This window comes from Streptomyces sp. NPDC052114, from assembly GCF_040680155.1.
GTDB lineage: Bacteria > Actinomycetota > Actinomycetes > Streptomycetales > Streptomycetaceae > Streptomyces.
The window spans coordinates 67,216-80,958 of the sequence record NZ_JBFAWC010000023.1 but is presented as its reverse complement, the minus strand read 5'-3'; the positions used below and the strand labels follow the sequence as shown (position 1 = coordinate 80,958).

Annotated in this window: 11 protein-coding genes; 3 read left to right on the top strand and 8 right to left on the bottom strand. The window is 75.0% G+C overall.

Annotation, left to right across the window (positions count from 1 at the left end; translation table 11 throughout):
- Positions 1–84: 84 nt before the first annotated feature.
- Both AB0L89_RS35910 and AB0L89_RS35905 read right to left on the bottom strand, forming a co-directional pair.
- Positions 85–612, bottom strand: a complete 528-nt coding sequence (locus AB0L89_RS35910; RefSeq protein ID WP_365150965.1) for a DinB family protein — start codon at positions 610–612, stop codon at positions 85–87.
- Positions 613–779: 167 nt separating this feature from the next.
- Positions 780–1,880, bottom strand: coding sequence for an aminotransferase class V-fold PLP-dependent enzyme (locus AB0L89_RS35905; RefSeq protein WP_365151079.1), 1,101 nt, complete (start codon positions 1,878–1,880; stop codon positions 780–782).
- An 88-nt stretch (positions 1,881–1,968) separates the two neighbouring features.
- Between AB0L89_RS35905 and AB0L89_RS35900 the strand changes: the two genes are divergently transcribed.
- Positions 1,969–3,063 carry an amidohydrolase family protein gene (locus AB0L89_RS35900; protein WP_365150962.1) on the top strand — a complete coding sequence of 365 codons (1,095 nt, stop codon included), beginning with the start codon at positions 1,969–1,971 and terminating at the stop codon, positions 3,061–3,063.
- A 366-nt stretch (positions 3,064–3,429) separates the two neighbouring features.
- Positions 3,430–4,347, top strand: a complete 918-nt coding sequence (locus AB0L89_RS35895; RefSeq protein WP_365151076.1) for an SCO1860 family LAETG-anchored protein — start codon at positions 3,430–3,432, stop codon at positions 4,345–4,347.
- Between the two features lie 454 nt (positions 4,348–4,801).
- On the opposite strand, the gene cobC is transcribed toward AB0L89_RS35895, so the two are convergent.
- Complete coding sequence (gene cobC / locus AB0L89_RS35890; protein ID WP_365150959.1) at positions 4,802–6,289, bottom strand: Rv2231c family pyridoxal phosphate-dependent protein CobC; 1,488 nt, start codon at positions 6,287–6,289, stop codon at positions 4,802–4,804.
- 88 nt (positions 6,290–6,377) lie between these two features.
- Between cobC and AB0L89_RS35885 the strand changes: the two genes are divergently transcribed.
- Positions 6,378–7,109 carry a ZIP family metal transporter gene (locus tag AB0L89_RS35885; protein ID WP_365150956.1) on the top strand — a complete coding sequence of 244 codons (732 nt, stop codon included), beginning with the start codon at positions 6,378–6,380 and terminating at the stop codon, positions 7,107–7,109.
- A gap of 14 nt (positions 7,110–7,123) precedes the next feature.
- Here AB0L89_RS35885 and AB0L89_RS35880 read toward each other — a convergent pair whose 3' ends face one another.
- The 5 genes from AB0L89_RS35880 to AB0L89_RS35860 are packed head-to-tail and all read right to left on the bottom strand — an operon-like array spanning position 7,124 to position 13,719.
- Positions 7,124–8,515 (bottom strand): cobyrinate a,c-diamide synthase, encoded by a 1,392-nt coding sequence (locus AB0L89_RS35880; RefSeq protein WP_365150953.1) that lies wholly within the window; start codon positions 8,513–8,515, stop codon positions 7,124–7,126.
- Positions 8,509–9,117, bottom strand: coding sequence for a cob(I)yrinic acid a,c-diamide adenosyltransferase (gene cobO / locus AB0L89_RS35875; protein ID WP_365150950.1), 609 nt, complete (start codon positions 9,115–9,117; stop codon positions 8,509–8,511). The genes AB0L89_RS35880 and cobO overlap by 7 nt, the downstream gene beginning before the upstream one ends.
- Positions 9,117–11,198 carry a putative cobaltochelatase gene (locus tag AB0L89_RS35870; protein WP_365150947.1) on the bottom strand — a complete coding sequence of 694 codons (2,082 nt, stop codon included), beginning with the start codon at positions 11,196–11,198 and terminating at the stop codon, positions 9,117–9,119. Before AB0L89_RS35870 ends, cobO begins: the two co-directional genes overlap by 1 nt.
- Positions 11,195–12,775: a cobyric acid synthase gene (locus AB0L89_RS35865; protein ID WP_365150944.1), complete on the bottom strand. Its 1,581-nt coding sequence runs from the start codon at positions 12,773–12,775 to the stop codon at positions 11,195–11,197. The genes AB0L89_RS35870 and AB0L89_RS35865 overlap by 4 nt, the downstream gene beginning before the upstream one ends.
- Positions 12,772–13,719, bottom strand: a complete 948-nt coding sequence (locus AB0L89_RS35860; protein ID WP_365150941.1) for a cobalamin biosynthesis protein — start codon at positions 13,717–13,719, stop codon at positions 12,772–12,774. The genes AB0L89_RS35865 and AB0L89_RS35860 overlap by 4 nt, the downstream gene beginning before the upstream one ends.
- Positions 13,720–13,743: the final 24 nt, after the last annotated feature.

Genomic DNA, 13,743 nt, shown 5'->3' with positions numbered 1-13,743 from the left:
AGCTGTTCTTCTAAAGAATTCATGAGAATGCGTCGGGAAATTGTGGGGAGGTGCGCGGAGCGCGCCGGAAAACCCCTGCCGCATTCATGTTCCGGTTACCCCGTCGATACGTTCCCGCAGAAGATCGGCGTGGCCGTTGTGGCGCGCGTACTCCTCGATGAGATGGATCAGGATCCAGCGCAGGCTGACGACGTCGGCACCGCCGAGGACGGCCGCCTCCTCGGGGCCGAGCCGGCCCGTGTCGTCGAGCGAACGGCCCGCGCAGATCTCGCGGCTCACCGCGACCTCGCGCTCCCACGCCGCGAGCACCTCGGCGAACGTCCTCGTCCGGTCCAGCGTGAAGCCGCCGGGCTGCCCGGCGTAGAGCAGCGGGACGTCCCGCCGCGCGAACACCCGCTGGATCCAGTTCCGTTCGACCTCGGCGAGGTGCTGCACCAGGCCGAACAGGGAGAGCGCGGAGGGCTCCGCGGGGGTGCGCAGCGTCTGCTCGTCGTCGAGACCCGCGCACTTCACCGCCAGCGTGGCGCGGTGGATGTCGAGCCAGCTCGCCAGCATCGTGGGCTCGTCGGCGGTCAGGGGCGGGATGCGGCGACCGTCGGGGAGTGTGCTCATGACGGGCACGCTGCCACGGGGGTGGCGGGGGAGGGAAGGGGGCGTCGGACGCGCGCGCCCAGGGGCCCGCGTGGCGCCGGGCCGCTACGGGACCGGCGCAGGGCCCGGGAGGTCCGGGCCGCGCGGGCCCGGACCGGGTGGGGTTGCTCCGAGAGGAGGGGCCGCCGTCAGCGCCAGGCGTCCGTCACCGCGCGCCGGGCCGCCTCCAGGTCGACGGTCAGGCCCGACTCGCCCATCGCGGCGCCCAGGGCCGCGAGCGAGGCGTGCACGACGCCGCGCGTCGCGTCCGGGCCGTAGTGGTTGACCCGGATCATCTCCTTGGCGAGCGCCCCGCCCCCGGCGACCAGCGGAAGCACCGGGTCGGCGGCCAGCGCCCTGGCGACCAGCTCCGAGGCGTCGACGCCCGACGGCGCCCGCAGGGTGGTGGCGACCGGGGCCGCGTCCCGGGCCTCGTGCACGTACGGCTCCAGGCCCCCGCCGAGCGCGAGCGCGCCCGCGCGCGTGGCGGCTGCGGCGGTGGCGTGCCGCGCCATCAGGGCGTCCAGCCCCTCCGTCTCGATCCGCTCCACGCACGCTTCCAGGGCCAGCATCTCCAGCTGGGCGGGCGCGTGCAGCAGGGCCTTGCGGCCGCCGTCGATCCAGCGCTCCTTCCAGTCCAGGAGCGAGAGGTAGGAGCGGCGCGGCGCCTGCGGGTTGGCGGCGATGCGCTGCCAGGCCCGCTCGCTCACCGACACGGCGGAGACGCCCGCCGGGCCGCCCATCGCCTTCTGCGCGCCGATCACGCACAGGTCCACGCCCCACGCGTCGGGCAGCAGCGGCTCGGCGGCCACCGAGGCGACGGCGTCCAGCATGAACAGCGCGCCGTGCGCGCGCACCACCTCGCCGATCTCGGCGACGGGGTTGGTGTTGCCGGTCGCCGCCTCGGCGTGCACCAGCGAGACGAAGTCGATCTCCGGGTGCTCGGCGAGGGCCTGGCGCACCTGCTCGGCGGTGACGGCCGTGTGGAAGGGCACCGCGAGGTCGACGACGGTTGCGCCGCAGTCCCGCAGCCAGTTCCCGAAGGTCTGGCCGTACGGCCCGGTGATCACGTTCAGCGCGGTCGTGCCCGGCTGGGCCGCGCCCCGGATGCACCCCTCCAGCGGGAGCAGGGCCTCGCCCTGCATGATCACGACGTCCTGCTCGGTGGCCAGCAGACGGGCCACCCGCGCCTCGATGGCGGCGAAGTGCTGGGCGCTCAGCGGCGCCAGGTCCAGAAAGGGATGCGTCACGGTACTGCTCACGTCACTGCTCACTTCGCTCACGAGTTCGTTCGGGCTGCGCTACCGAGCGTACCGGCCGCCTTTTAGGCTGCGGTGCATGAGCGATCACGCGGTGCTGCACGTGAAGGGGCGGGTGCTCGTCGGGCCCGACGACGTACGGGACGAACTGTGGGTGGTCGGGGGGAGGGTGACCTACGACCGCCCGGTCGCGCCCGCGACGGAGACGGTGACCGTGGCGGGCTGGGCGCTGCCCGGCCTGGTCGACGCGCACTGCCACGTCGGGCTGGACACGCACGGACCCGTCGACGCCGACACCGCCGAGAAACAGGCCCTCACCGACCGCGAGATCGGCACCCTCCTGATCCGCGACGCGGGCTCCCCCTCGGACACCCGCTGGATCGACGACCGCGAGGACCTCCCGAAGATCATCCGCGCGGGCCGGCACATCGCCCGCACGCGCCGCTACATCCGCAACTACGCCCATGAGATCGAGCCCGCGGACCTGGTGGCGTACGTCGCCCAGGAGGCCCGGCGCGGCGACGGCTGGGTCAAGCTCGTGGGCGACTGGATCGACCGCGAGGTCGGCGACCTGACCGCGTGCTGGCCCCGCGAGGCGGTCGAGGCCGCGATCGCCGAGGCGCACCGGCTCGGGGCGCGCGTCACGGCCCACTGCTTCGCCGAGGACTCGCTGCGGGATCTCGTCGAGGCGGGCATCGACTGCATCGAGCACGCCACGGGGCTCACGGAGGAGACGATCCCGCTCTTCGCCGAGCGGGGCGTCGCCATCGTCCCGACCCTGGTCAACATCGCCACGTTCCCGGACCTCGCCGCGGGCGGCGAGAAGAAGTTCCCCCGCTGGTCGGACCACATGCGCCGGCTCCACGCGCGCCGCTACGACACGGTGCGCGCCGCGTACGACGCGGGCGTCCCGATCTACGCGGGCACCGACGCCGGCGGCTCCCTGCCGCACGGCCTGGTCGCCGCGGAGGTCGCCGAGCTGACGCGCGCGGGCATCCCGGTGGTGGACGCGCTCTCGGCGACCACGTGGGGGGCGCGGGAGTGGCTGGGGCGGCCGGGGCTCGTGGAGGGCGCGCCGGCCGACCTCGTGGTCTACGAGGAGGATCCCCGCGAGGACGTGCGGGTGCTCGCGGCGCCCCGGCGGGTCGTGCTGAACGGGAAGGTGGTCGGTTGACCGGGGCGTGACGCGGGGGCGGCGTGGTTCGTTGATGTCGCCCCGGCGGGCCCCGGTGGGCCCCGGGCGTCAACATCCGTGCGTGGGGCGGGGGTTGCGGGGGTGGCCGAAGGGGACACGCGTGCCGGGGGATTCGAAAGCAGGGGCGGAAACGTCCCTTTGGAGTGAACTCACGCCAGGTTGCTGACCGTTCACTCAGAGTGCGTAAAGATTCCGGCGTCGTCCTTCGCCGAAGGAGGGCGACGCCATCGGTGCGCACGCGATGTCCCCATGTGGCGTGCGCGGACGGTGGCCCGTTTCTCTCGTGAGGGTCCCACCACCTTGAACAGCGACATCTTCCGGAACGGCGACGCCGTCCGCCCGCGCCTGTCCGCCCGCCGCCTCGCCGTCGTCTCCGTCGCCACGGCCCTCGCCGCGGGGCCCTTCGCCCTCGCCGGCGCGGGGTCCGCGCAGGCCACGGGCGGCGAGAGCCACCGGGGCGGGCGCGCCGACGCCGTCGTCCTGCGGACGGGCCTCGACGTCTCCCTGCTCAACAAGACCGTGAACGTCCCGCTCAATGTGGCCCTGAACGAGGTGCGGGCGCCCGCCAGCGCGGAGAAGACCGCGCTGACCGCGCAACTGGACGGGGTCGACGGCGGGCGCCCGTTCAGCGTGCTGCGCGCGGACGTGGCGACGGCCAGGGCGACCGTGAAGGGCGCCACGGCGGAGGGCTACAGCAACATCGCGCGGGCCAGGATGCATGTGCCGGGGCTGCCGTTGCTCTCCCTCGTCGAGGTCGAGCAGGTCACCTCGAAGGCGGTCTGCACGGCCGGGAAGCGGCCCGTCGCCGAGTCGAACCTGCTGGGCGGGGTGACCGTCCTCGGCAAGAAGGTCACCCTGACCGCCGGGCAGGCGACCCGGGTGTCGGTGCCGGGGGTGGGCGAGGTGCGGCTCGACCTGTCGAAGACACATACGACGTCGCGTACGGCCGCGGCGGCCGCGCTGGAGCTGAAGGTGTCCGTGAACCCGCTGAAGCTGAACGTGGCGGAGGTCGAGGGGACGGTGACGCTCGCGGGGGCGGGGTGCGAGACGCCGACGAAGGTGACGGAGGGCGGGACGAAGCCGCAGGGTGAGCCGGAGAAGCCGGTGGAGTCGAAGCCGGAGCCGAAGACCGAGCCGAAGACGGAGGCGAACCTCGCGGAAACGGGCGGCAACTCACTGACGCCGTACATCGCGGGCGGCGCGGTGGTGCTGCTGGCGGCGGGGGGCGGGGCGGTGGCGCTTACGCGGAGGTCACGCGCCTGACGGAATCTGGCGCCTGCGCCTTGAACGGTGCTGCGCCTTGGGTTCGCCTGTGGGGCGGGCTGCGTTGGCGCCTGCCGGTGCACGCCCGCTTCGTCGGTGGGGCGGGGCCGCGGGCGTCTGGCGGGGCGCCTTGGGCTGGTCCGCCTTTGCCCGTCTCGGGGCGGGGCCGCGGGGGTATGTGCGTACTCGCCATCCCTGCGCCCCGCCCCAAGTCCAAAGACGCCATCGCCCGCTCAGTGCTCCGTTCGCACATACCCCCACGTCCCCTCGGGCCGTGGGGCGCCTGCGGGCCGGTGGGGGCCGCTCCTGCTGTGGGCAGGCGTTCCGCAAGGCGGAACGGGTGGGCACAGCCCCCGGTGCCGGGCAGCGGGAAGTGTGGCCCCAGCCCCGGCGCAGCCGGACCGTGCCGGGCGGCGATGAAGGAGGCTCCCGCCCCGGCGCAGCCGGACCTCCGTCAAGGAGACAGCGCCGCGGCGAACGCCGCGAGGAAGCGGGTCGAGGTCTCGCGGTCCCGGACCGCGAGACGAATCCAGTCGGGCCCCAGGCCAGGAAACGTATCGCCACGCCGCACCGCATACCCCTCCCCCCGAAGCCGCTCCCGCACCCCCGCCGCCCCCGGCACCCGTACCAACAGGAAGGGCCCCTCCGCCGGCCCCGCCACCCGCACCCCCGCGGGGGCCAACTCCGCGAGCCCCGCGACCAGATGGGCCCGGTCCGCGGCCACGCGGTGCGCCGCATGCCCCGCCTCCGCCACCGCCCGCGGCCCCACACACGCCCGCGCGGCGACCAGCGCCGGCGTCGACACCGGCCACAACGGCTGCGCCTGCGCGAGCGCCGCGATCGTGTCGGGCGACGAGAGGACGTACCCGATCCGCAGCCCCGCGAGGCCCCACGTCTTCGTCAGGCTGCGCAGCACCACGAGCCCCGGCACATCGGTGCGCCCCGCCAGCGCCTCCCGCTCACCCGGCACCGCGTCCATGAACGCCTCGTCCACCACCAGCACCCGCCCGGGGCGCGCCAGCGCGGCGATCGACGCCGCCGGGTGCAGGACGGACGTCGGATTGGTGGGGTTGCCGACGACCACCAGGTCGGCCTCCTCCGGAACCGCCGCCACGTCCAGCCGGAAGCCCTCCTCCTCGCGCAGCAGCACCCGCCCCACCTCGTGCCCCGCGTCCCGCAGCGCCGCCTCGGGCTCGGTGAACTGGGGGTGCACCACGTAGGGGTGACGGACCTTCAGGGCGCGGGCGAGCAGGACGAACGCCTCCGCGGCCCCTGAAGTGAGGAGGACCTGATCAGGCGTCAGTCCGTGGCGCGCCGCCACCGCCTCCCGGGCCTCCCGCCCGTCCGGGTACGCCGCGAGACCGTCGAGGGACGCGGCGATCAGTTCCTTGAGCCACGCCGGGGGAGTGTCGGCCCGTACGTTCACCGCCAGGTCCGTGAGGCCCGCGCCGTCGTCCCGTACCTCCGCGTCCCCGTGGTGGCGCAGGTCGTGGCCGGGCGGCGCGGGCGCGGCCGTCGGCGGCCTGCTCGCTATCGCGCACGTCGCCATCGGCGGGCGCCCCACCGGCGCCGACTTCCGCTTGGGCACGAGGAGTTCACCGCCCGCCCGCAGCGCCGCGGCCTCCGCCACGGACGGCGTGCCCACGGCCGCACGCGACCGCGCGGACGGATTCGGCACCGTCACCCGCGCGAGCTCCGCCGCCGAGTACGTCACGACCGGCACCCCCAGCCGCGCCGCCGCCCCGACGATCCCCGGCTCCCTGCCCTTCACGTCGACCGTCGCCAGCTCGGCGACCGCCCGTTCGGTCAGGCCCGTCTCGCGGACCGCGTCCCGCACGAGGCCGAGCACCTCCGCCACGGAGGCGTCCGCGCAGGCGCCGACGCCGACGACGAGAACGGCGTCCTCGGTGGACGGCACCTTTCCGGCAGCGGAGTCGGCCATGGAGCGGATCCTTTCGTACGAGTGAGACAGGGGCGTGAGGGGCGGGCCGGACGTGCGGGGCACGGGGTCAATCGGATAGCAAGGGGCCATGGCGGTGTTCGTGGCGCTCGGCGCCTTCCTGATGACCCTGGTGGGCGGCTGGACGGCCCAGCGGGTCACCGACCGGCGCCACCTCGTCCTGGGGCTCGCGGGCGGCCTGATGCTCGGCGTCGTCGGCCTCGACCTGCTGCCGGAGGCGCTGGAGGCCGCGGGCGGCCCGGTGTTCGGCGTACCGGCGGCCCTGCTGCTGTTCGTGGCGGGCTTTCTCGTCGCCCATCTGGTGGAACACCTGCTCGCGGGGCGGCAGGCCGCGCACGGCGCCGACGAGCACGAGAACGGACGCGTCCCCGAGGTGGGCCTCACGGCCGCCGCCGCGATGGTCGGGCACAGCGTCATGGACGGCATCGCGATCGGTGCCGCCTTCCAGGTCGGCGGCGGCATGGGCACGGCCGTGGCGCTCGCCGTCGTCGCGCACGACTTCGCGGACGGCTTCAACACGTACACGATCACGAGCCTGTACGGGAACGCCCGCCGCAAGGCGGTCGCGATGCTGTTCGCGGACGCGGCGGCCCCGGTGGTGGGCGCCGCGTCGACCCTGCTCTTCACCATTCCGGAGCAACTGCTCGGCGGCTATCTCGGGTTCTTCGGCGGCGCGCTGCTCTATCTCGCGGCGGCCGAGATCCTGCCCGAGGCGCACCACGACCACCCCGCGCGCTCCACCCTGCTGTGCACGGTGGCGGGCGCGGCGTTCATCTGGCTCGTGGTGGGCCTCGCGGGCTGAGCCGCCCCCCGTGGTCACGGCGCGCAGCCCTCGACGAACCGGCGCGCGACGCCCGGCTCCGACGCCCAGTGCGTGTGCAGATAGCTGGCGTGCACGTTCTGCTGGACGAAGCCCTCGACGCGCCGCTCCGGCCGGTGCAGGCCCCACGCGGGCGCGGGACCGGCCCCCGGCTCCATGACCGTGCGGTGGAACTCGTGCCCCCGCATCCGCGTCCCCGCCGGCGCGAGCACGCTGTCCGAGACGGCGACGGCCTCGCGGTAGCCCAGCGTCAGCCGCTCCGACATCCGCGCCTCGGCGTCGAGGACCCCGCACATCGGCTTCCCGTCCAGCTCACGGGAGAGGTAGAGCAGCCCCGCGCACTCGGCGGCCACGGGCGCCCCGGACAGCGCGAGCTCGGCCACGGTCTTCCGCAGCCGCTCGTTGGCGGACAGCTCGGGCGCGTACACCTCGGGGAAGCCGCCCCCGACGACCAGCCCGGCGGTCCCGTCGGGCAGGTGCTCGTCGTGCAGGGGGTCGAAGGGGACGACCTCGGCCCCGGCGGCGGTGAGCAGCTCGGCGTGCTCGGCGTACGAGAAGGTGAAGGCGGCCCCGCCGGCGACGGCGACGACGGGCTTCCCCGCCCCGTCCGGCGCGTTCTCGGCCCGTCCGGTGTCCGCGGACGAACCCGGCGCCCGGCCGAGCGCCGCGCGGGGGTCCCAGGCCTCGCCCGGCAGGGACGGCGCGCTGCGGGCCAGGGCGAGCAGCGCGTCGAGGTCGCACCCCTCCCGTACGCGCGCCGCCAGCGCGGCCACCGACTCGACCGCCTCGGTCCGCCGCTCGGCGACCGGCACGAGCCCCAGGTGCCGCGAGGGCGTCTGCACGGGGGCGGCGCGGCGCAGGGCGCCGAACACCGGCACCCCTGACTCGTCCAGCGCCTCCCGCAGCAGCGCCTCGTGCCGGTCGGAGCCGACCTTGTTGAGGACGACGCCCGCGACCCGCACCTCGGGGTCCCAGGACGCGAAGCCGTGCACGAGCGCCGCCACCGACCGCGACTGCGAGGACGCGTCGACGACCAGCACGACCGGCGCCCGCAGCAGCTTCGCGACATGCGCCGTGGAGGCCAGTTCGCCCTGCCCCGCCGCCCCGTCGTACATCCCCATCACGCCCTCGACCACGGCGAGGTCGCACCCGGCGGCGCCGTGTGCGAACAGCGGCGCGACCAGGTCGGGCCCGCACAGGTACGCGTCGAGGTTGCGTCCCGGCCGCCCGGTCGCCAGCGCGTGGTAGCCGGGGTCGATGTAGTCGGGCCCGACCTTGTGCGGGGACACCGCGAGCCCGGCCGCCGAGAAGGCGGCCATCAGGCCCGTCGCGACGGTCGTCTTGCCGCTGCCCGACGACGGCGCCGCGATGACGAGGCGAGCTACCACTCGATGCCCCTCTGACCCTTCTGTCCGGCGTCCATGGGGTGCTTGACCTTGGACATGTCCGTCACCAGGTCGGCGAAGTCGATCAGCGGCTGGGGCGCGTTGCGCCCGGTGATGACCACGTGCTGGGTGCCGGGGCGGTTCCGCAGCACCTCCACGACCTCGTCGGTGTCGATCCAGCCCCAGTGCAGCGGGTAGGCGAACTCGTCGAGGACGTACAGCTTGTACGTCTCCTCGGCGAGGTCCCGCTTGACCTGCTCCCAGCCCTCGCGGGCCTTGTCCTCGTTGGTCAACTCGCCCTCGGCGGGGGCGCGCTGGATCCACGACCAGCCCTCGCCCATCTTGTGCCAGGCGACCGTGCCGCCCTCGCCGGAGGCGCCGAGCACCTTCAGCGCGTTCTCCTCGCCGACCTTCCACTTCGCCGACTTCACGAACTGGAAGACGCCGATCGGCCAGCCCTGATTCCAGGCCCGCAGCGCGAGCCCGAACGCGGCCGTCGACTTGCCCTTGCCGATGCCCGTGTGCACGAAGACCAGCGGACGGTTGCGGCGCTGCCGCGTCGTGAGCCCGTCGTCCGGCACGACGCTCGGCTGTCCCTGCGGCATTAAGCGGCCCTCCTCGAAGGCGAGTTGATTCCCTGTACGTCCTTGACGAGGCCGGCGATCGAGTCCGCCCGCAGCTCGTCCAGCGTCACGGCCGTCCCGCCGAGCTCGCCCGCCAACCGGCCCGCCAGGCCCAGGCGTACGTAACCCGACTCGCAGTCCACGACGACGGAGGCGACGCCCTCGGACGCGAACAGCCGCGCCGCGCGCCCCGCCTGGGCCACCGGCTCGACGCCCCCGGTCGCCCGCCCGTCCGTCACCACGACCACCAGGGGCCGCCGCGCCGGATCCCGCAGCCGCTCGACGCGCAGCACGTCATGCGCCTTCAGCAGGCCCGCCGCGAGCGGCGTACGGCCGCCGGTCGGCAGCGATTCGAGGCGGGCCGCGGCCGCGTCCACCGACGACGTCGGCGGCAGCGCCACCTCGGCCTGCGTGCCCCGGAAGGTCACCAGACCCACCTTGTCGCGCCGCTGGTAGGCGTCGAGGAGCAGCGAGAGGACGGCGCCCTTGACGGCGCTCATCCGCTGCCGCGCCGCCATCGACCCCGAGGCGTCCACGACGAACAGCACGAGGTTGCCCTCGCGCCCCTCGCGCGTCGCCTGCCGCAGATCGTCACGGCGTACGACGAGCCCGGCGCCGGAGCGCCCGCGCGCCTTCTGGTGCGGGGCCGCGGCCTGCACGGTCGCCGCCAGGTGCAGCTTGGTGAGGGCCCCTTGCGGCCGCCGCGACCCCGTCGTGCGGCCGTGCTCGGTGCGGGCGCGCGAGCGCCGCCCGGCCGCTCCCTCGCCGATCCCGGGCACGCTCAGCATCTTCGTGCGGAAGGGCTCGGAGGCGCGTACGGCCTGCTGCTCGGCGGCGGCGGACGGAGCGCCCGGCGCCGGCGCGGGCTCCTGCGGGGCCGGTGCCTCCTCGGGGTCCGGGCCCTGGCTCTGGGAGGGCAGTTCGGGGGACTCGGGGCCGTCGGCCGGGGGCTGCCCGCCACCGGGACCGCCGCCGTCCGGACCGCCGCCGTCCGGACCGCCGCCGTCCGGACCGCCGCCGTCGGGGTCGTCGTCCCCCTCGGGGGCGTCGTCCTCGCGCGACTCCTCCAGCGTCTCGTCGAGCTTGTCCTCGTCCAGGCCCGGCGCGTCGAAGGGGTTGCGGCGCCTGCGGTGCGGCAGCGCGAGCAGCGCGGCCTGCCGCACGTCCTCGCTCTGCACGTCGGTACGCCCCGCCCAGGCGGCCAGCGCCGTCGCCGTGCGTGCCATCACGATGTCCGCGCGCATCCCGTCGACCTCGAACGCCGCGCAGGTCGCTGCGATCTGCCGCAGGGCCGCGTCGCCCAGGACGACCTGGGGGAGCAGCGCACGCGCCGCCACCACGCGCGCCCGCAGCGCGGCCTCGTCCCCGGCCCAGCGTCCCGCGAACCCCTCGGGGTCGTCGTCGTACGCGAGGCGCCGTCGCACCACCTCGACGCGCTGGTCGGTCTCGCGGGACGCGGCCACCTCGACGGTCAGCCCGAACCGGTCGAGCAACTGCGGCCGCAGCTCGCCCTCTTCGGGGTTCATCGTGCCGACGAGCAGGAAACGCGCGGCGTGCCGCACGGACACGCCCTCGCGCTCGACGTACGAGGCGCCCATCGCGGCCGCGTCGAGCAGGAGGTCGACCAGGTGGTCGTGGAGGAGGTTGACCTCGTCGACGTAGAGGATCCCGCGGTGCGCGTCGGCGAGCAGACCGGGCTCGAAGGCCTTCACGCCCTCCGCGAGCGCCCGCTCGATGTCGAGGGCGCCGACGAGCCGGTCCTCCGAGGCGCCGACGGGCAGCTCCACCATGCGGGCGGGCCGCGCGGTGTCCCCGCCCGACTCGTGCGGTCCGTCGGGGCAGTCGGGGTCGGCGGCGGCGGGGTCGCACGAGAAGCGGCACCCGGCGACGACCGGCACCTCCGGCAGAAGCGCCGAGAGGGCGCGTACGGCGGTGGACTTGGCGGTGCCCTTCTCGCCCCGCACGAGCACGCCGCCGACGGCGGGCGAGACGGCGTTCAGCAAGAGCGCGAGCCGCAGGTCGTCCTGCCCGACGAGGGCGGTGAACGGGTACGGGGTACTCACAGGGCCTCCTTGGCACGTTCCGGTGCTGCTGCTGTTCCTGCTGTTCCTGCTGTTTTTGCTGAGGGCGGCGTGGGCGGCGCTCCGGGCGCGATGAACGGCAGGCCCCCCGGCACGCCGTTCTCGATCAGGCCCAACAGCGCGTCCGTGTCCGCGTGTTCTTCGATCAGGTCACCCAGCAGGTCGAGCTGCTCCTCGCGCAGCGTGCCGAAACCGGTGTCGGGCGCGGGCACGAAGCGGCGGCCCGCGGCGCGGGCGACCTCGGTGAGGAAACGGCGCCGGAACGCGTCGCTCTCCAGCGACCCGTGCCAGTGCGTGCCCCACACCTCGCCGACCCGGCAGCCGTCCAGGAACGGCTCCCCGCCCGTGACGTCGGCGACGCCGTGATGGATCTCGTACCCCTCGACCCGCTCGCCGAGGGCCTCGCCCACCGGCCGGGCGAGGGTCTTCTCGCGGGCGAACCGCACCCGCACCGGCAGCAGCCCGAGCCCGGTCACCGATCCGGCCCGCGACTCGACCTCGTCCTCGATGTGCTCGCCGAGCACCTGGAAGCCGCCGCAGATCCCGAGCACGGGCCTGCCCTCGGCGGCGCGGCGCGCGAGGGCGTCCGCGAGTCCGCGCTCGCGCAGCCACTCCAGGGCGCGCACGGTCCCGCGCGTACCCGGCACCACGACCAGGTCGGCGTCGACGAGTTCCTCGGCCCGGTCCACGAACCGCACGACGACACCCGGCTCGGCGGCCAGCGCGTCGACGTCCGTGAAGTTGGACATCAGCGGGACCGCGCACACGGCGACCCGCAGCACGTCCTCGCCGACCGGCGGCGCGACGGCGGACTCCCGGACGGCGCCCCGCAGGGACACCCGCAGGCCGTCCTCCTCGTCGATGCCGAGCCCGTGCCGGAACGGCAGCACGCCGTAGGTACGCCGCCCGGTGAGGCCCTCCAGCATGTCCAGGCCCGGTTCGAGCAGTGAGACGTCGCCCCGGAACTTGTTCACCAGGTATCCGGCGACCAGCTCCTGGTCGGCCGCGCTCAGCAGCGCGGTGGTCCCGAAGAACGAGGCGAACACCCCGCCCCGGTCGATGTCCCCGACCACGAGCACGGGGAAGCGGGCGGCCCGCGCGATGCCCATGTTCACGATGTCGGTGCGCCGCAGATTGATCTCGGCGGGGCTGCCCGCGCCCTCGCAGATCACGGCGTCGTAGGTGCTCCGGAGCTCCTCCAGGCAGCCCACGACGGTGTCGAGCAGCGCCGCCTGGCGCCCCCCGTGGTAGCCGCGCGCGCTCATCTCGCCCACCGGCTTGCCCATGAGGACGACCTGGCTGGAGCGGTCGCTGCCCGGCTTGAGCAGTACGGGGTTCATCAGCGCGCTGGGCTCGACGCGGGCGGCCTGCGCCTGCATGGCCTGCGCCCGCCCGATCTCGGCGCCCTCGCGCGTGACGAAGGAGTTGAGGGACATGTTCTGTGCCTTGAACGGCGCGACGGACACGCCCTTGCGCGCCAGCCACCGGCAGATCCCGGCGGTGACGACGCTCTTCCCGGCATCGGAGGTGGTCCCGGCGACCAGCAGTCCACCGCTCATGAGGTAGGGCCCTTCTTCCGCTGAGTCGATCGGGCGGCGACGGCGACGCCGAGCGCCAGCCAGCTCACGTGCCGGGACAGCCGCACGGCTCGTTCGATGTCCCCCACCCGCACCTCGCGCCCCTCCGGGTTCAGGTCGGGACGATGCTCGACCCGACCCCCATAGGACAGCGTCCCCCCGAGCCGAACGCCCAACGCCCCCGCGAAGGAGGCCTCGACGGGTCCGGCGTTGGGGCTCGGGTGCTTGCGGGCGTCCGCCCGCCACGCCCGCACCGCCCCGGCGGGCGCGTCCCCGGCGAGCACGGCCAGCGCGGCGGTCAGCCGTGCCCCCGGCCATCCCATGGCATCGTCCAGCCGGGCGGAGGCCCAGCCGTACCGCCGGTACCGGGGCGACTTGTGGCCCACCATGGCGTCCAGCGTGTTGACGGCCCGGAACCCGACGAGCCCGGGAACCCCGCCGATCGCGCCCCACACGAGCGCCCCGACGACCGCGTCGGAGGTGTTCTCGGCGACGGACTCCACGACGGCCCGCGCGATCCCGTCGGCGTCCAGCGCCTGCGGATCCCGCCCGCACAGATGCGGCAGCCGCTCGCGCGCGACCTCGATGTCCCCGGCCTCCAGCGCGCCGGCGACGGCCCGCGCCTCCCGGCCCAGCGAGGTCCCGCCGACCACGGACCAGGTCGCGGCGGCGGTCAGCGCCACGGATCCGGCACGGGAGCGGCGTACGAGAGAAGAGGCGAGGGCGGCGGCGCCCGCCGCGCCTCCGGCGCACACCACGGCGTGCAGCGCGCCCCGTCCGCGGTGGTCGCGCCAGAGCACCCGCTCGACGGCGGCGGCCGCACGCCCGAACGCGGCGACCGGATGCCCGCGGCGGGGATCGCCGAGGAGCAGGTCGCCGAGGAGTCCGGCGGCGGCGCCGTACGCGAAGTCGCGATCGGCACTCATGGGCTCAGCCCGCAGCCGTACTGA